Source organism: Fundicoccus sp. Sow4_H7 (assembly GCF_052115865.1).
In the GTDB taxonomy this organism is placed as follows: domain Bacteria; phylum Bacillota; class Bacilli; order Lactobacillales; family Aerococcaceae; genus Fundicoccus_A.
In genome coordinates, this window is the sequence record NZ_JBQKME010000001.1 from 265,923 (window position 1) to 284,375 (window position 18,453).

The window sequence follows — 18,453 nt, forward strand, 5'->3', positions numbered from 1 at the left end:
AACTATGGAAGACTACGATTCATGGAGGGAAACCTTACTGATGCCATTTCATTTTACCGACAGAGCTATGAAATAGCAAAAAACCAAAAGAATCGTGAGATAATACACAGTTCGTTTCAAAATCTTATTCATACAAGCCTTCAAAAAGGTGATAAACAAAAGGCGATACAGTACTTCCAAGAGTATGAAATATTAATTCAGGACAAAACATTAAATGATATGAAGGAAGAATTTAACCTTCGTCTGGAAATTTCTAGGCAGAATAAAAATAACAACGAAATTTCAAAAGTGATTGTGGATGGATATAAGGAAATTCATCCCTTGCTATCAAAGGAAAGGCAGACAATTTTCGATGTAAGCATTCTAAGAATGATGTTTAGCAATAAGATGAACTTTGATCTTGTGATGGATCGCATAAATGATAATATAGATAAATACTTTACGTTGAAAATGCCGGAAAAATACTTTGCTTTGAAAGAAATTAATATACCTTTACGAGAAATTCAATTTCCGCATTGTCATAAGTATGCTACAGTCCATAATCGAATTAATGAATATATGACGAAAAATGCGCTTAAAGATATTGAAGCTTATATTAAAGAACTAAAAGACTATGAGGTCAACCAAAGATGTAGAATGGAGCTTGAAAAAGTTAGTGTTCAGAAGGAATGGATAAAGCCTTATAAATTTGATGTTATATACAGTTCTATGAGTGATATTAAAGACATTTATCAAAAACACGGTATGCTAATAGAAGCCATATTTACGGACCTGGATATTGCCAATGAGTGCTTTGCACCAGATAATTATTCTCAGAAGACTATCAAACCTACTCCTAAAATCAAGATGGAAGAGCATGTTCAGATGGCAGCTGAAAGTCTTGCAAAGCTAAAAAAATATCCAAGAGTGGTAGAAGGGAATATTAGATTAGCTGTATATTATATGGTGTTAATGCTTTTCCATTCTGTCCAAGATCTGACGGCGTCCAGTGTCCGATAACTGCTGGAGAAAATGGCATGCTTTTATAGGCATGCCATTTTTCTTAGCTTAACTCTCCACTGATAACCAGCTTGACAATATGGTCATCAATAATTCTCTTCCCATTCTGATATCCGTAGATCAGTGCACTTGTACAGGCCTTGTTTACCAGTCTTGATGAGCCGCCTGAGAATCTGTAGATCACTTCTATGGCTTCGTCCGTGAAGATATCACGATCCACTCCTGCGTAATCCAGATGACTCTTCAAGTACTCACGTACTTGGGAATGATCCATAGGCTGGATTTTGCACTGAATATCGATTCTCTGGCGTATAGCGGTATAGGACTGCATCTGCAGCTTATCCCAGAGTTCGGTCTGTCCCACTGTAAGAACCGGAGTTTAAATGGACTGGATACGGCGCTCTATTAGAGCCACGTCGTCGCGTTAAACTGTACCACCTAAATCGCTCTTGCTTGAGCTAGATGAATCGCTTTGATTGAACCACTTTTGTGGTTCTTTTTGTTTTTCTAATGGTATAACTAATATGTATGGTTTGAACCATACAAAAATTAGGATGGAGGTGCAGAAATGCCCAATTACTTAGAAATAGTGCGGCTGCACGAAGCTGGTTTTAGTTTAAGAAAAATTGCTAAAATCGTGGCTTCTGGTAGGAGCACAGTCACAAGGACCGTCAAAATTGCTCAAGAGAAAGATTTAATGTACGAGGTGCTATCGCAGTGGTCCTTCAAAGAAATTGAAGAGATGTTTAGTCTACTACAGACAAAACAAGTCAGTCGTTACTATGTCTTGCCAGATTTTCAACAGATTGCGAAAGAATTAGTGAAGCCGGGGGTAACTTTGCAGTTACTTTGGGAAGAATATGCTCAAGATTGTCGGTTGGAGGGAAAAGTATTTTATCAATTAACACAGTTTAAAAAGCATTTCAATGAGTATCTGAATAAAACAAACTTTAGCCATATACTCCATCATAAAGCTGGTGAACAAGCTCAGGTTGATTGGGCCGGGACTCGGCCTCAATGGATTGATCCAATGACGGGTGAAATAATAAAAGGAGAATTATTTGTCGGAACGCTCCCCTTTAGTAACTATAGTTTTGCTCAAGCTTGTGTGGATCAAAAATCAGCGAGTTGGATAGACGCTCACGTCAAGATGTTTGAGTTCTTTAAAGGAGTTCCAACGCTATTAATTCCAGATAATCTTCGAGTAGGTGTCACAAAACACACTAAAAATGAGTTGGTACTGAATGCAACCTACGAAGATATGGCAGCGCACTATCAAACCGTTGTCGTACCAACACGCGTATACCGACCTAAAGATAAGGGCTCTGTCGAAAGCCACGTCAAACACTTAACCACACATCTGATTGCTCGAATGCGCCACTATCAGTGCCTTAGTATCCAAGAATATAATCATTATTTACTCTTTGCACTGGCGGAGTTCAATGCTAAACCCTTTCAAAAGAAAGAAGGCAGTCGCCAATCAATGTATGAAACATTTGAGCAGGAGTGCTTAAAACCGTTGCCTACCTATCCTTATGAGATATGCCACTTTAAAGACGCAAAAGCTTACAACAATAGCCATATCACCTAAACAAACATTACTATTCAGTTCCTTACCAATACATTGGCGAAAAAGTTTCTCTGAAAATATATACAGATCGTGACAAAATCTACCAAAAACAACTGCTTATTTGTGAACATCGAATCGCAGGTACGCGACCAGGTGCTTATTCAACCATTCAAGCCCACTTACCTGAAGATAGTCAACACTATGGAAAATGGAACAGCGAACGGTATTTAAATTGGGCGAGTCGTATTGGACCAAACGTCCACACGGTGATTTCGAGACTATTTGACCAAGGTCCTGAACAACAATATTACAGAAGAGTTCATGCAATATTAAAAATGGCAGATACCTACTCCGACCAAAGATTAGATAAAGCCTGCCATTTTGCTCTAGAACGGTCAACTCACCCAACCATTAACTTAATTAAGCAGTTAGTCGAACATTCTATGACGCAAACAAATTCTAACACTTTACCCCAAATGGAACAATCTTATTTGAGAGGAGCAGACTATTATGACTCATTCAACCGAAAGGATTAAGCTTCTAACTAGCTACCTTAGACAAATGAGGTTACCAGTAATGGCGGATCGCTTAGTCGATCTGTATGGGGTCTCCTCACTGATCAACGTTCAACCTTAGATATCCTTGAGGAAATAGTGAGTGAAGAATATCTATCGAGGCGACACAATACCGTGCAACGTAATCTTAAATTAGCCAAACTCTCTCAACCACAAGCTCATATCCAAGATATTGATTATTCGCCCAGTCGTCGAATAAACAAAGAAACCATCCATCAATTATCGACGTGTCAGTTCATTACCAACAATCGAAACGTTATTATTCAAGGGGCTACAGGTACCGGGAAATCCTTTCTAACCAATGCCTTATGTCGTTATGTGATTGAAGAGGGTTATACGGCACGTTATATCAGAATGTACGATTTACTTTCTGAACTATCTGAAGCGGATATGAACGATCGATTACCCCAATACCTAAAGAAATTAGCTAACCAGATGTGTTGGTGATCGATGATTTTTTATTAACGCCAACAACCGAACATGAACAAAAATATCTCATGGAGATTTTTGAGTTAAGGAGTAGACATCGTTCTCTTATTCTTTCTTCTCAAATGGAGACTGGCGAATGGCATAAAAAGTTAGGAGGTGGTGCGATTGCGGATGCCATTCTTGATCGTGCTATTTCAAATTTGTTAATGTCAACTGAAAAATGGTCCACCTTGCTATTCAAAAATGGACCACTTTGCGGCAACTTATGACGTTGTCAGTGACTCAATCCATGTACTCGTTTGTTTAATGCGGTAACTTTCACCTCGCATATCGATCACATTCGCTTGATAGGCTAATCGGTCCACTAAAGCCCCAGTTAAAGTGGCATCTTTAAAACAATCTTGCCATCGATCAAAGGTTAAATTAGTGGTAATCATAATGGATCCTTCATCGTTGCGATTCGATAGTAAATTGAATAAGAGCTCAGCGCCAGATTCATCGAAAGACAAGTAGCCTAATTCATCTTATGGAAAGCTAAATATTATGTAAAGTTAAGATCTAAAAGCTAGATGTAACAAAAGATTCTTAGTAATTAACTTTGCATAATATTTTACTGATAAAGTAGTATCTAACATTATTTAGGAGGTTAAAAAATGTCCGATACTACTAATCTTACAGAATTAATTCAGCAGGCAAATCAACATTTAGTTGATTTAAAGTATTCCGAAGGAACCATTTATCAGTATAGGCTTGTCTGGAAGCATTTTATGAAATATGCAGAAACTAAAAATCACGAAAGTTTCTCATTAAAGTTAGGGGAAGATTTCCTATCAGACTATTATGGCATTAGGGAAGATATAAAATTATCATCTTCTCAAGTATTTAAGGTCAGATGCATTAAGGTTCTGGAAGAATTCCGCCAGCATAATTCGTTTCATTTATGCCATCAACGGTCAGGAAGACAGGTTCCTCATCAATTTAAGAATCCTTTGGAAGAATATATTCTGCTCCAAAAGGAGCTTCGATTGTCTCATCGTACTCTTCAGGGTAAAAAAATACAGATTATTGATTTCCTAAGTTATCTTGGTAACAAAAATTTGATGGATCTAAATAATTTAAGTCCTGATGATGTACTTCTTTATTTAGAAACATTAAATAAATATGCAAGTGCAACAAGGTCCGGGATTTTGTTCACTATAAGAGACTTTTTGGCTTTTCTTATTTCAAAAGGCTATACGAAATCGCCACTTAGTCACCTCTTGCCGGTTGTTTTCACAAATAAATTTGAGAGAATTCCATCCTATTATTCAATAGAAGAAATACAAAAGATACTTAAGCAGGTGGATAGGAACACTGAAATTGGGCGTAGAGATTATATAGTAATATTATTAGCCGTACAGTTGGGGATGCGTGCTGGAGATATAAGAAATTTAAAATTTGAAAACATAAAGTGGCACTTAGACACTATAGAATTTATACAGGAGAAAACCAAGAATTCAATACGGCTTCCACTAATTGACAACTTGAAATACGCCTTGATTGATTATATAAAAAATAGTCGACCCAAAACTGATGATTCTCATGTTTTTATACGCCACCGGGCTCCCTTTACTGCATTTGTAAAAGGAAATGTATTCTGGAGTAATATAAATAAATATATGGATGCCGCAGGCATCAGCATCAATAGCAGGAAGCACGGTCTCCATTCCATGAGACATAGTATGGCAAGCAACCTACTTAAGAATAACACCCCATTCCCTATTATTACAGGCGTACTAGGTCATGAAAATTCAAATACAACGAAATTGTATCTCCGTATTGATATTGAACAACTTCGAACGGTTGCATTGGAGGTGCCATATGAAAGATAGAGAAAAGAATTTCATCTTTGATGGTCCTTTTAAAGAGTATTGTCCGATGTATGTTAAATATAAACGAAATCTTGGTTATAAATTTGGAGAGTCTTCACTTTATCAATTAAGGTACATGGATGATTTTTTTAAAAACTACGATATGGCCATTTTGAGGCTGAATAAGGATATGGTCGAGGACTATGTAAGCAAAAGAGGCAATGAATCGACAAAGACTCAACATATGAGAATGAGCCTTATTAGACAATTTTCAATTTTTATGAACAGTTTGGGCTTTAATTTTTACGTGCACCCTAAAGAATTAATCCCTATTATAAAAACATTTACTCCTTATATTTTTACCCATAAAGAAATCGCCAGCATAATAAAAGTTTTAGATAGCTTGGATTATACCCCGTGTAGTAAGCATTATCACTTGATCTACCCGATGCTTTTCAGAATGTTGTATGGATGTGGATTAAGGATCAATGAGGCGCTATCATTAAAAAAGATTGATGTTGATCTAGTTAACGGGATACTAACCGTTAAAAAAGCTAAGAACAATACTAGCAGACTAGTTCCTATGTCGACATCATTACAAAATTATTGTCGACAATATGCTTCAAACATGGGATTTGAAATGCACGATAATGGATATTTTTATCCCTCACGGGATAATGGGAAATATAACAATACTCCTGTGTATGTTAAATTTAAGCATTTTATGAAGAAGGCTGGAATATTTACAGATAACGAAATTGGCCCTAGGGTTCATGATATTCGACATACTTTCGCAGTTCACGCTTTAGAAAAGATGGTACAGGACGGCCAGGACATTTATTGCGCTTTACCAATTTTATGTACCTACTTAGGACATCGGGATATTGAAAGTACAGAAAAATATCTGAGACTTACAGGAGAAGCTTATGGACAAATTATTGATTCTGTTACACCTCTTTATAGCGGAGTTTTTCCGGAGGTGAAAATCAATGAATAGTGCTGATTTTGGGAGATATTTATCTAAATACTTTTTAGAATATATCACACAAAGAACGGGATACAGTGATAACACAATTAAATCATATAGGGATACCTTTACAATTTATCTAAGATATTGTAATGAAGTTCTTCGAATTAAACCGGAAAAATTATGTTTCTCAAAGATAAGCAGGAAGATGGTTGAGGAGTTTTTAACATGGTTGGAAGATACAAAAAATTATTCTATTTCAACCAGAAATCAAAGATTGGCAGCTTTACATGCATTCTTTCGATATTTACAAATTGAAGCCCCACAATATATGGAATTGTGCAATTCTATATTATCAATACGTTCCAAAAAAACGCCAGTGGTTGAAATGAACTATTTATCTATAACAGCAATTAAAGAACTGTTGGCTACTCCTGATATATCATCAAAAGAAGGTCGCAGGGATTTAGCCATTCTTTCATTACTTTACGATTCAGGAGCAAGAGTCCAAGAACTAGCAGATGTATTAGTGGGCGATATAAGAATCAAAGGGTCAGCAACAATACGTCTAACTGGAAAAGGTAACAAAACAAGGATTATTCCAATAATGCCTCAAACAATAAATATCGTGAAAGCTTATATAGATGATTACGGTTTATTTAACGAATTGAAAATCTCAACACCTTTATTTTTTAACAAAAAACAAGAGAAACTAACACGAGCTGGAATCTCATATATATTAAATAAGTATATAGAGACTGCCAGAAAAAAATGTCCAGACCTATTTCCAAACAAAGTTTCTCCACATATATTTAGACATAGTAAAACAATGCATTTGTTAGAAGGTGGCGTTAACTTGATATATATAAGAGACTTTTTAGGACATTCATCGGTTACTACGACTGAAATTTATGCAAAATCTAATCCAGAGGTAAAACGAAAAGCTATCGAACAAGCAAGTCATAATGTAATTCCAGAAGAAAAGTTTACTAAAAATGAAAAAGATAATTTATTGAACTGGTTAAAAGAATTTATATAGCATTTATTATGCGAAGTTGGATGTTAAAGATTCCATAAAAACAAGGCTTTTAGCATTCAACTTCACATAATATTAAGCTTTCCATAAGATGAATTAGGCTACTTGTCTTTCGATGAATCTGGCGCTGAGCTCTTATTCAATTTACTATCGAATCGCAACGATGAAGGATCCATTATGATTACCACTAATTTAACCTTTGATCGATGGCAAGAATGTTTTAAAGATGCCACTTTAACTGGGGCTTTAGTGGACCGATTAGCCTATCAAGCGAATGTCATCGATATGCGAGGTGAAAGTTACCGCATTAAACAAACGAGTACATGGATTGAGTCACTGACAACGTCATAAGTTGCCGCCAAGTGGTCCGTTTTTGAATAGCAAGGTGGACCATTTTTCAGTTGACATTAACAATCCGATGCGAAATGGTCAACTAAAGCCACGATATAATCTTCAAATAGCGACAAGTAATCAATATGCACTGGCTTATTCCGTTTTTCCTAATCCAGCTTTTACACGGACACTTCAACCCTTTATAAAGACTCACAAAAAACTGATTAATTCCATGAAATTTCTCAATATGGATGCAGGCTATGGTTGTGAAGACAATTATCGTTTTTCTTGAAGATGATTTTCCAGACCTAACAGCTATTATCCCTTACGGAACGATGTTAAAAGAAAAGTCGAAAAAATGGTTAACGGATGAGAAAAAAGCGATGAACTGGGAGTCCAATGAAGATGATGATTACTACATTGATACTAAAGCTGTACGTTTTAACTTTTCTGCTTACCGTAACTGAACTGATAAACAAGGAGTCACTCGCGATTTCAAAGAATATAAAGCAGAACGCTATACGATAGATAATCAAGAGATTCCAGAAGCACTAACGCCTAAAGGATACTTGCGAAAGATTATGGTTAATCCTACCTGGGAGTACTTCAAGGCAAAACAACGAAGTTATTCTTCTAATCCAGAATATCAAGCTGTCTATCAGCGTAGAAAATTAGATGTTGAATCAACTTTTGGTTTTCTCAAAGGTTCTTTAGGGTTTACCCGATGCCGGTTAAGAGGAAAACAGAAAGTAAGTCAGGAGATTGGGCTTGCTTTAATGGCATGTAATCTTCACAAGTTGTTACTCCATGCTCAAAAGAAAGAAAAATAAAAAACAAACGAATCAATAGAAGGTGAACATACCTAATAATTGATTCGTTTATTTTTTATTTTCCATTATTTTTAAGGACTTATGACACAGACCCTAGGACCAGGAGGTTCGCTTTCAAATATATTTTGGATATGTTTAAATGAAATTTTTCAAAATAGCTTTAATGAAAATTTTTTGGAATTGGAAGAGTATATCGTAATGTAAAATCGGTTTGTGAATATATAAACAAATATCTACTTTTATGATTTACATTTTAGATATTTTTTAAATGCGATTAACTCGAATATCATTGACGAAACAAACTCTTAATGTTATGCTATTCACAAGATGTTTAGTGAAAAAAGTAACAAGGAGTGTGTTTAGATGTTGAAAAGAATTAAAAATGTTGTCGTGCTAGTTTTAGTTGGACTATTAAGTTTGGGAACGATTCGGTTCGTTGGGGCAGAGGATGGAGTTTATCAGGGAAGTAGTGGAGGAATGCAGGGGCCAATTACTGCTGAAATAACAGTTGAGGATAATAGGATTGTTGATATTACTTTTCCGGAAAATAACGAGACGATTTCAGTCGCAAGAGTTGCTTTTGAGAGAATCCCTCAACAAATTATTGAACATCAAAGTTTGTCGATGGATGCAGTGACTGGTGCTACACTCTCTAGTAATGCCATTTTAAGAGCTGTAGGAGAAGCTGCTGAAGCAGCTGGTTTAGATGTGGATGCTTTAAAAGCAAATGAAGTAGTTCTAACTCCAAAAGAAGACCAAGAAATTGAAACAGATATTTTAGTAATTGGTGGAGGTGGAGCAGGTTTTTCTGCTGCAATTACAGCTGCTCAAGAAGGGAAAAATGTTATTCTAATTGAGAAGAGTTCATTCTTAGGTGGTAATACTTTAATGGCTGGAGATGCTATTAATGCAGTTGATACTGAAGCTCAAGATATCATGATTTTATCTGAGTCGCAAAAAGATGCGTTAGATAGATATTTAGAATTGAGTATTGATGATCCAGAATTGAAGTTTGATGAGTTTCCTGAATGGCAAGCAGTATTAGAGCAATTGCAAGCTGATATCACGAAATATTATGAAGATACTGAAGGGACAGTTGCAGGAGATGATATGCCAGGATTTGATTCAGTTGCATTGTTTATGTGGCATACATATACTGGGGGCGTTAGAGAATTAAATGATGGAACATGGGTTGCCCCAGATTTTGAATTAGCAAAAACTCTTGCTGAAGGTGCTTTCGGAGCAGTTGAATGGATGGATGAAGTAGGATTAGAGCCATCATATGGTCAAGATGCTGAAGCTGGAAATGGTCAAAAAGGTCTTTATACTGTTTTAGGAGCCATGTGGCCAAGAACGCATAAATTTATTGCTGGTGAAGAACGAATTGATATTTTAGAAGACACTGCTAAAAGTGCTGGTGTAGAAGTGTATAAAGAAACACGTGGGGTAGAGTTAATTACTAATGAAGATGGTGCAGTTGTTGGAATTAAAGCTGTTCAAGCTGATGGTAGTCAAATCACTTTCAATACGACTCATGGCGTGATCATTGCATCAGGTGGTTATTCTGCAAATCCAGAAATGGTTAAAGAATATGATGATTATTGGGGTGAAGATTTAACTGATCGAACCTTGTCAACAAATGTTGGGACCAATGAAGGTGATGGGATTATTATGGCTCAAGCTGTTGGAGCAGATGTAGTTGGTATGGAGATTGCCCAATTAATGCCATCTTCGTCACCTGTAAAAGGTACAATGACAGATGGAATCTGGGCAGATGCTGGATCTCAAATTTGGATTAATGCAGATGGTGAACGTTTTGTGAATGAGTATGCTGAACGTGATGTTTTAGCTAGAGCATCATTAGAACAAGATAATGGCATTTTCTATATTATTTATGCAGGTATACCTGATGGTAGTGGTGAAATGCTAAAAGGGTCAACGTTAGAGGATTCGTTATTTGGAAATACAGTTGAGAACATGGTAAATACTGGTCATGTTTGGTATGGAGAAACATTAGCTGAATTAGCTGAAGCGACTCAGGAAGCTGCTGCAGGGCAAACACCTTCATTTACTGAAGAGCAATTACGTGAGACGATTGAGCTTTATAATAAGTATGTTGAAAATCAACTTGATCCTGATTTTGGTAAAGAAGTTTTAACCGGTGCAATTGACTTAGATTACATCGATAATACCGAAGGTTATGGTTTAGTAATTTCACCTCGTAAAGCATCCTTACATCATACAATGGGTGGAATTAAGATAAATGAAAATACTGAAGTGTTGGATATTGATGGGAATGTTATTCCAGGATTATGGGCAGCCGGTGAAGTTACTGGTGGAATCCATGCTGGTAATCGTTTAGGTGGAAATGCGATTGCGGATGTATTTACTTTTGGCAAGATTGCTGGTGAAAATGCTGCGAATAGTGAGCCGGTGGAATAGAGGTAATTGACTTAATTCAGGTATTTAGTTTTTTAATTTAAGATGTTGGTGAGCGGGAGCTAGCTGACGTCTTTTTTGTATTTTAATTAAATTTAAAGCTATCAAAATTTAAAGCAGATTGTATAATGAAGTTGTCCACTCCTAGAAAATAAAAAAAGCACTACACTTACATTTCACAGAACAATTTTTAATCGAGATGATGATTGCTTTAGGTAAGTCGAATCATGCGATTGGTCGAGAGTTAGATCGACCACATTCTACCAATAATAATGAAGTGAAACGGGGCACCATTAAGCAGGTACGCATTGTGAATGGAAAATGTGAATATTATTATAAATATTGTGCTTTTGCTGCTGAAGGATTCTATAAAGCGAACAGAGAACGTTCTGTGAAAGGCTTTAAACTCGTTAGAGTAAAAAAAGTTTATTGCTTATGCTGTAGACCTGATTAGAAATAAATGTTGGTCACCTGAAGCAGTATGTGGCTATGCTTATGTACAAAATTTATTCACTAAGCATGAAATGGTTTCTGCTAAGACTCTTTACAACTACATTGATCAAAACCTAACTGATTTAACTAACTTTGACTTGCTAGAAAAACTCAGTAGAAAGACCCATAAACAGAGGCCAAACGAGCACAAACGCCTTAATGGAAAATCAATCAGTGAAAGGCCTGGTCATATCAATGATAGAAGTGAATTTGGGCATTGGGAAATCGATACAGTTATTGGGGTTAAAGACAAACACGATCCTGTGCTATTAATCCTAACAGAGCGTATGACACGCTTCGAACTGATTTTAAAGATTGAAGGTAAAACAGACGAAGTAGTTAAAGAAGCGCTAAAACCACTCATGCAAACCGAAATGGTAACAGATATTTTTAAAAGCATGACTGCTGACAATGGTGTAGAATTTACATCACTTGTTGAAGCAATTCACGATGTGGTTGATGTGTATTTTTCACATCCATATAGGTCTTGGGAACGTGGCATAAATGAGAATCATAACCGCAGGATTAGACGCTTTATACCAAAGGGAAAACGAATATCAGAAGTCAGTGATTCAATGATTAGAAACATCAACTTATGGATGAACAAATATCCAAGAATGATATTCAAGTACTTAACACCACATGATTTGTTTGAAGAAGCATTACAAGTACAAATTTAACTTATTGATTATTTTTTATGCAATTGGATAACTTGCTATTGCAATTTTGGAAAGAAAAGTAATATAAGATTATCGTTTGTTTTTATCATGACAAAAATAGCTAGATTAATGTTTTAAGTAGAGATTCCTGTAATTTTATTGCTAATAAGTATCAGTCAGTGTTGTTTAGTAACATTGACTGATATTTTTATGTTAAAAAGAATTTAATTGTCATTCTTTTCCTTATTAAAGTCGTAAATTTTAACTTAGAGAATTTAAAAATGATAAAAAAAGAAAATAAATGATAAATCATGTGAAAAATCATCAAAAATGACGCTTGATTTTTGCTTTTGTATTGAACAATATTGAGTTATTTATTAACTTTAAATAATAGAATGATGTTGAAAGAATTGAGCCTAAGTAGATAATCATTAACATTCTATCTTAAACAATAAAAGGTTCATTAACTTATGAAAAAAATAATTTTATGAAAACTTATGATAACTGTTGATATTTTTTGATAACTAGTGTATATTGTATTCAAATAGAAAACGCTTTATGGAGGAGATTGATTATGGCAAGGAAAAGTTTTAAGTTGTTCGCTGTTTTATTAACAGTTGTCTTTGGTGTTGTTAGTTCGTTAGTTACTACTGTTAGTGCACAAGATAAGGTAGAGTTAACAATTGCAACGTGGGCAAATGAGTCAGAAGCAAAAGAGTTTGATGAAATTATCAATGAACTAAATGCAAATTCTGATCAATATGTGATTACTCAAATGGTTATCCCACAAGACTATTACACAAAAGTTCAAACGATGATCGCAGGAAACCAAGCGCCTGATTTAATGTGGTTAGCTCAAGAATATATTCCAGCGTATGCTGAGAATAATGCAGTACTTGATTTAACAGAGTTATTGGCTAATCAAGACCAATTAGACATGTCAGACTATTTCGAAGGATCACTAAACACAGCGATTTGGGATGGTAAAACAGTAGGTTTGCCTTGGATTGGCCAACCGTATGTTGTATTTTACAATAAAACATTGTTTGAAGAAAAAGGTGTTGAATTACCATCTTTAGATTGGACATGGGATGATTTTCATTCAGTAGCTCAATCGCTAACTGCTGATGGAGTATATGGATTTGCTAACACTGGTGCTGTACCAAGTGCTGTATTTGTTTGGGGCGAAGGCAGTGATTACATTGCAGAAGATGGAACTCCACAAGTAAACAATCCAGAAGCTGTTGCTGGTTTACAGAAGTTTTACGAAATTACAACTGATCCTACTGCTACAATGCCATATGACGAAGCTAATTCTTTAGGTGTTGAGACAGGATTTGTAAATGGAGAAATTGCTATGATGGTTGGTGGGGCAAACGATGACGTGGAGAAAAAAGTTGAAGAGGCTGGTGGAAACTTTGAAGTTGGTATGGCAGTAATGCCTGCAGGACCTGCTGAACATGTTACATTCAACTGGACTGCATCAACACTTATTTCATCACAAACAGAAAATCAAGAAGTAGCGTTTCAAGCATTATTAGATTTAACTAATGCTATGTTCGATTGGAAAGTGCCTGCACCAGTTCAAAGTAAAGCTGAATCAATTGCAGAAATCAATCCGTATAAAGAATATGCTTTAGATGTTATTACACGTTCTATGGAAATCTCTCGTGGATTTAATAACTTACCACAACAAAATGAGTTAGGAAATGCACAATGGCAAAATCTTGATTTATTAATTATTAGTGATAACTACGGTTCAGGTGACTTAGATATCCAAGAAATTACAGATCAAACTCAAGCTGAATTTGAAAGAATCCTTAGATAAAAAAAGCTAATTTAAGGGCTACTATATAAAGTAGCCCTTTCTTGTTAATGAGGTGAGAAAGTGCAAGATTTAAAGAATTTAAATGAGTCAGAAAAAATAGCAGAATTAAACAAGAGATCTAATAAAAAACGTAAATTTAGTGTAGGTTACATGTTTATTGCACCTTGGTATACTGCATACACTTTATTTGCATTAGTACCAATGCTAATGTCAATTTATATGAGTTTTACTGATTGGCCAGTTATTGGAGAGCCTACTTGGGTTGGGCTAAGAAACTTTCAAGATTTATTAACTGATCGAGCTTTTAGAAATTCATTATTTGTAACGGCTAGATATGCTTTGGTTTCTGTACCGTTAGGGATGATTGCGTCATTTACGGTTGCATTGGTTATGGCATCAAATACTAAAGGGTTAAATGTTTATCGAACCATTTACTATTTACCAGCTGTTGTTTCCGGGGTTGCGGTTGGGATTATTTGGCGTTGGATATTTGATCCACGTAATGGGCTAATCAACAACTTGTTAGCAATTATTGGGATTCAAGGGCCAGCGTGGTTGAATGATCCTACTTGGGTGCTTCCTTCATATGTCATTATGAGTTTGTGGGGTGCAGGGGCCGGGATGCTAACCTATTTAGTTTCCATTAATGAAGTGCCAAAAGATTTGCATGAAGCCGCAAAAATTCAAGGTGCTGGCTATTTCAGACGTATCTTTTTAATTGTTCTTCCTTATGTTCGCTCAATCTTATATTATAACTTGATTATGGGAATCATTGGTGCGTTTAAGAAATTCAATGATGCGTATATTCTAGGTGGAGCAGGAAATCAAGGACAATTTATTTTATTACAAATTTATGATACGGCATTTACTTTTTTCAAGATGGGCTATGCTTCTGCCATGTCATGGGTGTTTTTATTAATTGTATTGTCCATAACTCTTGTCGTTTTTCGATTTACAGATTTCTGGCAATATAGTCAACAAAATGAAGAATAGGAGAGTAGAACATGGAAATTGGACAATTCAATAATTCTGATGAATTAATAAGATTTTTAGTTAAAGAAGAAAAGAAAAATCGTTCGCTGAAAAGCACCATTTTTTCTACTCTAAAACATATTGCATTAATAATTGTTGCGATTAGTATGCTTTTACCATTTTTCTGGATGGTTTCAACATCGTTAAAGACATCTAATAATGTTTTTTCGATTCCACCACAATGGATCCCAAACCCAATACAATATTCTAACTATCCAGGGGTTTTTGAGGCAGTTCCTTTTCTTCGTTATATTATCAATACTGTATTTTATACAATTGCAGTGACATTTTTAGAAGTATTTGTTTCTGTCATTGTCGCTTATGGTTTTGCGCGGTTTAATTTTAAATTTAAACGACCATTGTTTTTATTTTTACTTATTACGATTATGATTCCGGGAGAAATTACTATTGTCCCAGGTTATATTTTTTGGGCTCGATTAGGGCAGTTTTTCAATACTTCATTTATTAATACATATGTCCCTCTTGTTTTGCCTGCAATTGGTGGGCAAGCAGTTCATATTTTCTTTATGACACAATATTTTAGAACAATTTCCAAAGATTTTGCTGAGGCAGCATATATCAATGGAGCAAGTGCATGGACTATTTTGTGGCGTGTATTCTTTCCAATGTCAATACCTGCTATTTTAACGATTGGTATTTCGTCATTTATGGGGACCTGGAATGCTTTTCTAGGACCATTAATTTATTTGAATGATTCAAGTAAATTTACGATTCAAGTAGGGTTGGCAATGTTCCAAGGTATGTTTGATGTTAACTGGCCATTATTAATGGCAGCAACAACAATTTCGATTATTCCAATGATTATTCTATTCTTTTCATTACAACGGTATTTTATTCCTTCGAACAAACAAGATGGAGTTAAGTAATGTTTAAAAGAATAATCAGCTTTTGGCAAAATCTACCCATTTATTTTCACTCATTGCTCATCATTGGGATGCTACTTAATTTATCTATTATACATGGAATCCATCAATTTAATCTTGTTATTACTTCATTTCAAGATATTAATAATGAAGAAGTAGTCGCTGTATTAAGTGATGTATATATTGAAAATGGCTACCTTCAGTCAGACAATGTTGAAGTAAATGTAGCTGATTGGATAATTTCTACTTTTGATAATGAGACTAGTAGTGAGAAAAAGATTATCTTTTATCAGGATTATTTAGTCGTTCAAAATCAAGATCTTACTCAAAGAATTGAATATCCTGATAATGGTAATTTTTCAGCATTTGATCTAATAGTATTTACCTTTAATGGTTTAGCTGATTCAACTTTACTTGTGAGTTCAGTGACTCGGTTATTAATGTGGATATTTATTCTCCTTGTCTTAGTATTGGGTACTTATTTCGTATTCAAAACTAGGATGAAGTTTAAACCAATCATACCAGTGATTTCGTTGAGCCTTTTAAGTGGACTCATTGTTAATTTTTGCCTTTGGGCTTTTTGGAAAAACGATGTGATAGTTTCACTAGTGACTGCGTTTGTAATAGGTATAATTTTTGTTAAATTACAAAGAGAAACTTTTGAACAAAAAAACACACAAATGTTGATGGGAGAGGAAACCTAATATGTCATATATGAAATTTGAAAATATATATAAAGTTTATAATGAAAAAACGCTTGCGATTGATGATTTTAATTTAGAAATAGAAAAGAATGAATTTGTAGCATTAATCGGACCTTCTGGATGTGGGAAATCGACTATTTTACGTATGATCTCAGGTTTGGAAAATATAACCTATGGAGATTTAATAATTGATGGAAAAAGAATGAATGATGTTCATGCAAAAGATCGAGATATGTCGATGGTTTTCCAAAACTATGCATTGTATCCACATTTAACCACCTATGACAATATTGCATTTGGTTTAAAATTACGCCATGAAAAAAAATCTATTATTGATGAAAGAGTTAAATCAGTAGCAAAACTATTAGATTTAACGGATTATCTTGAACGCCAGCCAAGTGAATTATCTGGTGGGCAACGCCAAAGAGTGGCATTAGGCCGAGCAATGGTTCAAAACTCTAAGATATTTTTGATGGATGAGCCGCTATCTAACTTGGATGCTAAATTAAGAAATAGAATGCGAATTGAGATTTTGAAACTGCATAAATCACTAGGAGTTACCACAGTCTATGTTACTCATGATCAAGTAGAAGCCATGACAATGGCAGATAAAATTGTAGTACTTGATAAGGGGAAAATCCAACAAATTGGTACTCCAAAAGAATTGTACTATAATCCGCAAAATCTATTTGTAGCAACATTTATTGGTGACCCAGATATGAATCTATTTACTGTCACTTTATCCGGCAACCAAATCATGATAGGAGACAAATCTATTTCTTTAAATCCAGGCTTATATAATAGATTAAATGAATTTGAAGGAAAAGAAATTGTTGCGGGTGTTCGTGCTGAGGATTTTGTAGTGGTTACACAAGATTTAGTTGGATCAAGAGAAGTATTCAAAGATAAAGTTGACATCGTTGAAATGCGTGGAGACAGTAGTGTGATTAGTACTCATTTCATGGGAAATCCAATCATGATTAAGACAACGTCAAATGTTGATTATGAAATTGATCAAGAAATTAAATATACGATGACTCAAGACCGTATTTTATTATTTGATAAAGAAACAGGAGAAAGAATTTAATGTTACCATTTGAACGGAAATCACGCATTCTTGAGTATATGGATAATGGTGAAGTGATTTATATCAGTGATTTAGCTGAAGTTCTAGGTGTATCAGAAATTACCGTTCGCCGAGATTTAAAGGCACTAGAAGATGAAGGTCATGTCATTCGTCTACATGGTGGCGGAGCAAAAATCATTGATACGAGTCGAGAAACAAAAATGGATCAGCGTGAATTATTATATCCAGATGAAAAAGAAGAAATTGGTCGCTTAGCTGCTAGTTTAATCGATGAAGGTGATGTAATTTTCATTGATTCTGGAACTACTAATGTGAAAATGATTAAACATATCCAGGTAAAAGATGTAACAATTGTAACTAATGGTTTTAAAACAATTGAGGAAGCTTTTAAATATAACTTTAAGGTAACTGCAGTTGGTGGAGAATTGAAGTCAGAAACTTATGCTTTTGTTGGTGCAATTACATCTAGAGTAATTGAATATTATCATTTTGATAAATGTTTTCTTGGAGCGAATGGGATTCATAAGGTGAATGGTTTATCAAATGCTGATCCAAACGAATCATTGATAAAAGAAATGGTAGTAAAAAGAACTCACGAACCATATGTGGTTGCTGATCATTCTAAATTTAATGCGACTTCAGTTTTTAAATTTGGAAATATTGATGATGTAACAATCATTACTGATAAAATACCAAATGATTATATGGAATTAGATAACATAATCATACCAAAATGAAA

At 34.9% G+C, this 18,453-nt stretch carries 18 protein-coding genes and 3 pseudogenes; 20 read left to right on the forward strand and 1 reads right to left on the reverse strand.

The window, feature by feature from the left end:
* Positions 1 to 21 precede the first annotated feature (21 nt).
* From ACTQ54_RS01020 to ACTQ54_RS01040, 5 genes and pseudogenes are all read left to right on the forward strand, one after another.
* Positions 22 to 999 carry a hypothetical protein gene (locus ACTQ54_RS01020; RefSeq protein WP_441753974.1) on the forward strand — a complete coding sequence of 326 codons (978 nt, stop codon included), beginning with the start codon at positions 22 to 24 and terminating at the stop codon, positions 997 to 999.
* A gap of 568 nt (positions 1,000 to 1,567) precedes the next feature.
* Positions 1,568 to 2,590: an IS21 family transposase gene (istA, locus tag ACTQ54_RS01025; protein WP_441753975.1), complete on the forward strand. Its 1,023-nt coding sequence runs from the start codon at positions 1,568 to 1,570 to the stop codon at positions 2,588 to 2,590.
* 245 nt (positions 2,591 to 2,835) lie between these two features.
* The gene (locus ACTQ54_RS01030) at positions 2,836 to 3,105 is read left to right on the forward strand and encodes a hypothetical protein (RefSeq protein WP_441753976.1); all 270 of its coding nucleotides are present in this window, start codon (positions 2,836 to 2,838) and stop codon (positions 3,103 to 3,105) included.
* A 96-nt stretch (positions 3,106 to 3,201) separates the two neighbouring features.
* Positions 3,202 to 3,591, forward strand: a pseudogene (locus tag ACTQ54_RS01035) (ATP-binding protein); the annotation flags it as partial.
* A complete protein-coding gene (locus ACTQ54_RS01040; RefSeq protein ID WP_441753977.1) occupies positions 3,588 to 3,842 on the forward strand; it encodes an ATP-binding protein in 255 nt (84 codons plus the stop codon). The pseudogene ACTQ54_RS01035 and the gene ACTQ54_RS01040, both read left to right, overlap by 4 nt.
* Here the strand turns inward: ACTQ54_RS01040 and ACTQ54_RS01045 are convergent.
* Positions 3,837 to 4,085 (reverse strand): annotated as a pseudogene (locus ACTQ54_RS01045) (ATP-binding protein); the annotation flags it as partial. The gene ACTQ54_RS01040 and the pseudogene ACTQ54_RS01045 overlap by 6 nt on opposite strands.
* Positions 4,086 to 4,226: 141 nt before the next feature.
* Between ACTQ54_RS01045 and ACTQ54_RS01050 the strand changes: the two are divergent.
* From ACTQ54_RS01050 to ACTQ54_RS01120, 15 genes and pseudogenes are all read left to right on the forward strand, one after another.
* Positions 4,227 to 5,444, forward strand: coding sequence for a site-specific integrase (locus ACTQ54_RS01050; RefSeq protein ID WP_441753978.1), 1,218 nt, complete (start codon positions 4,227 to 4,229; stop codon positions 5,442 to 5,444).
* Complete coding sequence (locus ACTQ54_RS01055; protein WP_441753979.1) at positions 5,434 to 6,420, forward strand: tyrosine-type recombinase/integrase; 987 nt, start codon at positions 5,434 to 5,436, stop codon at positions 6,418 to 6,420. Before ACTQ54_RS01050 ends, ACTQ54_RS01055 begins: the two co-directional genes overlap by 11 nt.
* Positions 6,413 to 7,429 (forward strand): tyrosine-type recombinase/integrase, encoded by a 1,017-nt coding sequence (locus ACTQ54_RS01060; protein WP_441753980.1) that lies wholly within the window; start codon positions 6,413 to 6,415, stop codon positions 7,427 to 7,429. Before ACTQ54_RS01055 ends, ACTQ54_RS01060 begins: the two co-directional genes overlap by 8 nt.
* Before the next feature lie 99 nt (positions 7,430 to 7,528).
* Positions 7,529 to 7,777: pseudogene (locus ACTQ54_RS01065) on the forward strand (ATP-binding protein); the annotation flags it as partial.
* A 242-nt stretch (positions 7,778 to 8,019) separates the two neighbouring features.
* On the forward strand, positions 8,020 to 8,226 hold the full coding sequence (locus ACTQ54_RS01070) for a hypothetical protein (protein ID WP_441753981.1): 207 nt from the start codon (positions 8,020 to 8,022) through the stop codon (positions 8,224 to 8,226).
* A 114-nt stretch (positions 8,227 to 8,340) separates the two neighbouring features.
* On the forward strand, positions 8,341 to 8,589 hold the full coding sequence (locus tag ACTQ54_RS01075) for a transposase (RefSeq protein WP_441753982.1): 249 nt from the start codon (positions 8,341 to 8,343) through the stop codon (positions 8,587 to 8,589).
* Positions 8,590 to 8,952: 363 nt separating this feature from the next.
* A complete protein-coding gene (locus ACTQ54_RS01080) occupies positions 8,953 to 11,031 on the forward strand; it encodes an FAD-dependent oxidoreductase (RefSeq protein WP_441753983.1) in 2,079 nt (692 codons plus the stop codon).
* 148 nt (positions 11,032 to 11,179) lie between these two features.
* Positions 11,180 to 11,482 (forward strand): helix-turn-helix domain-containing protein, encoded by a 303-nt coding sequence (locus ACTQ54_RS01085; protein WP_441754397.1) that lies wholly within the window; start codon positions 11,180 to 11,182, stop codon positions 11,480 to 11,482.
* The gene (locus ACTQ54_RS01090; RefSeq protein WP_441754399.1) at positions 11,478 to 12,200 is read left to right on the forward strand and encodes an IS30 family transposase; all 723 of its coding nucleotides are present in this window, start codon (positions 11,478 to 11,480) and stop codon (positions 12,198 to 12,200) included. Before ACTQ54_RS01085 ends, ACTQ54_RS01090 begins: the two co-directional genes overlap by 5 nt.
* A 553-nt stretch (positions 12,201 to 12,753) precedes the next feature.
* Positions 12,754 to 14,007 carry an ABC transporter substrate-binding protein gene (locus ACTQ54_RS01095; RefSeq protein ID WP_441753984.1) on the forward strand — a complete coding sequence of 418 codons (1,254 nt, stop codon included), beginning with the start codon at positions 12,754 to 12,756 and terminating at the stop codon, positions 14,005 to 14,007.
* Between the two features lie 60 nt (positions 14,008 to 14,067).
* Positions 14,068 to 15,000, forward strand: a complete 933-nt coding sequence (locus tag ACTQ54_RS01100) for a carbohydrate ABC transporter permease (protein ID WP_441753985.1) — start codon at positions 14,068 to 14,070, stop codon at positions 14,998 to 15,000.
* An 11-nt stretch (positions 15,001 to 15,011) separates the two neighbouring features.
* A complete protein-coding gene (locus ACTQ54_RS01105) occupies positions 15,012 to 15,926 on the forward strand; it encodes a carbohydrate ABC transporter permease (RefSeq protein WP_441753986.1) in 915 nt (304 codons plus the stop codon).
* On the forward strand, positions 15,926 to 16,627 hold the full coding sequence (locus ACTQ54_RS01110) for a hypothetical protein (RefSeq protein WP_441753987.1): 702 nt from the start codon (positions 15,926 to 15,928) through the stop codon (positions 16,625 to 16,627). Before ACTQ54_RS01105 ends, ACTQ54_RS01110 begins: the two co-directional genes overlap by 1 nt.
* 1 nt (position 16,628) lies before the next feature.
* On the forward strand, positions 16,629 to 17,714 hold the full coding sequence (locus ACTQ54_RS01115; RefSeq protein ID WP_441753988.1) for an ABC transporter ATP-binding protein: 1,086 nt from the start codon (positions 16,629 to 16,631) through the stop codon (positions 17,712 to 17,714).
* On the forward strand, positions 17,714 to 18,451 hold the full coding sequence (locus ACTQ54_RS01120; protein ID WP_441753989.1) for a DeoR/GlpR family DNA-binding transcription regulator: 738 nt from the start codon (positions 17,714 to 17,716) through the stop codon (positions 18,449 to 18,451). Before ACTQ54_RS01115 ends, ACTQ54_RS01120 begins: the two co-directional genes overlap by 1 nt.
* Positions 18,452 to 18,453 lie beyond the last annotated feature (2 nt).

Bases quoted from the DNA above. Each gene is read 5' to 3' on its own strand.
- ACTQ54_RS01020 (WP_441753974.1), top strand. From the start codon at position 22: ATGGAGGGAAACCTTACTGATGCCATTTCATTTTACCGACAGAGCTAT.
- istA (WP_441753975.1), top strand. From the start codon at position 1,568: ATGCCCAATTACTTAGAAATAGTGCGGCTGCACGAAGCTGGTTTTAGT.
- ACTQ54_RS01050 (WP_441753978.1), top strand. From the start codon at position 4,227: ATGTCCGATACTACTAATCTTACAGAATTAATTCAGCAGGCAAATCAA.
- ACTQ54_RS01055 (WP_441753979.1), top strand. From the start codon at position 5,434: ATGAAAGATAGAGAAAAGAATTTCATCTTTGATGGTCCTTTTAAAGAG.
- ACTQ54_RS01060 (WP_441753980.1), top strand. From the start codon at position 6,413: ATGAATAGTGCTGATTTTGGGAGATATTTATCTAAATACTTTTTAGAA.
- ACTQ54_RS01070 (WP_441753981.1), top strand. From the start codon at position 8,020: ATGGTTGTGAAGACAATTATCGTTTTTCTTGAAGATGATTTTCCAGAC.
- ACTQ54_RS01075 (WP_441753982.1), top strand. From the start codon at position 8,341: ATGGTTAATCCTACCTGGGAGTACTTCAAGGCAAAACAACGAAGTTAT.
- ACTQ54_RS01080 (WP_441753983.1), top strand. From the start codon at position 8,953: ATGTTGAAAAGAATTAAAAATGTTGTCGTGCTAGTTTTAGTTGGACTA.
- ACTQ54_RS01095 (WP_441753984.1), top strand. From the start codon at position 12,754: ATGGCAAGGAAAAGTTTTAAGTTGTTCGCTGTTTTATTAACAGTTGTC.
- ACTQ54_RS01105 (WP_441753986.1), top strand. From the start codon at position 15,012: ATGGAAATTGGACAATTCAATAATTCTGATGAATTAATAAGATTTTTA.
- ACTQ54_RS01110 (WP_441753987.1), top strand. From the start codon at position 15,926: ATGTTTAAAAGAATAATCAGCTTTTGGCAAAATCTACCCATTTATTTT.
- ACTQ54_RS01115 (WP_441753988.1), top strand. From the start codon at position 16,629: ATGTCATATATGAAATTTGAAAATATATATAAAGTTTATAATGAAAAA.
- ACTQ54_RS01120 (WP_441753989.1), top strand. From the start codon at position 17,714: ATGTTACCATTTGAACGGAAATCACGCATTCTTGAGTATATGGATAAT.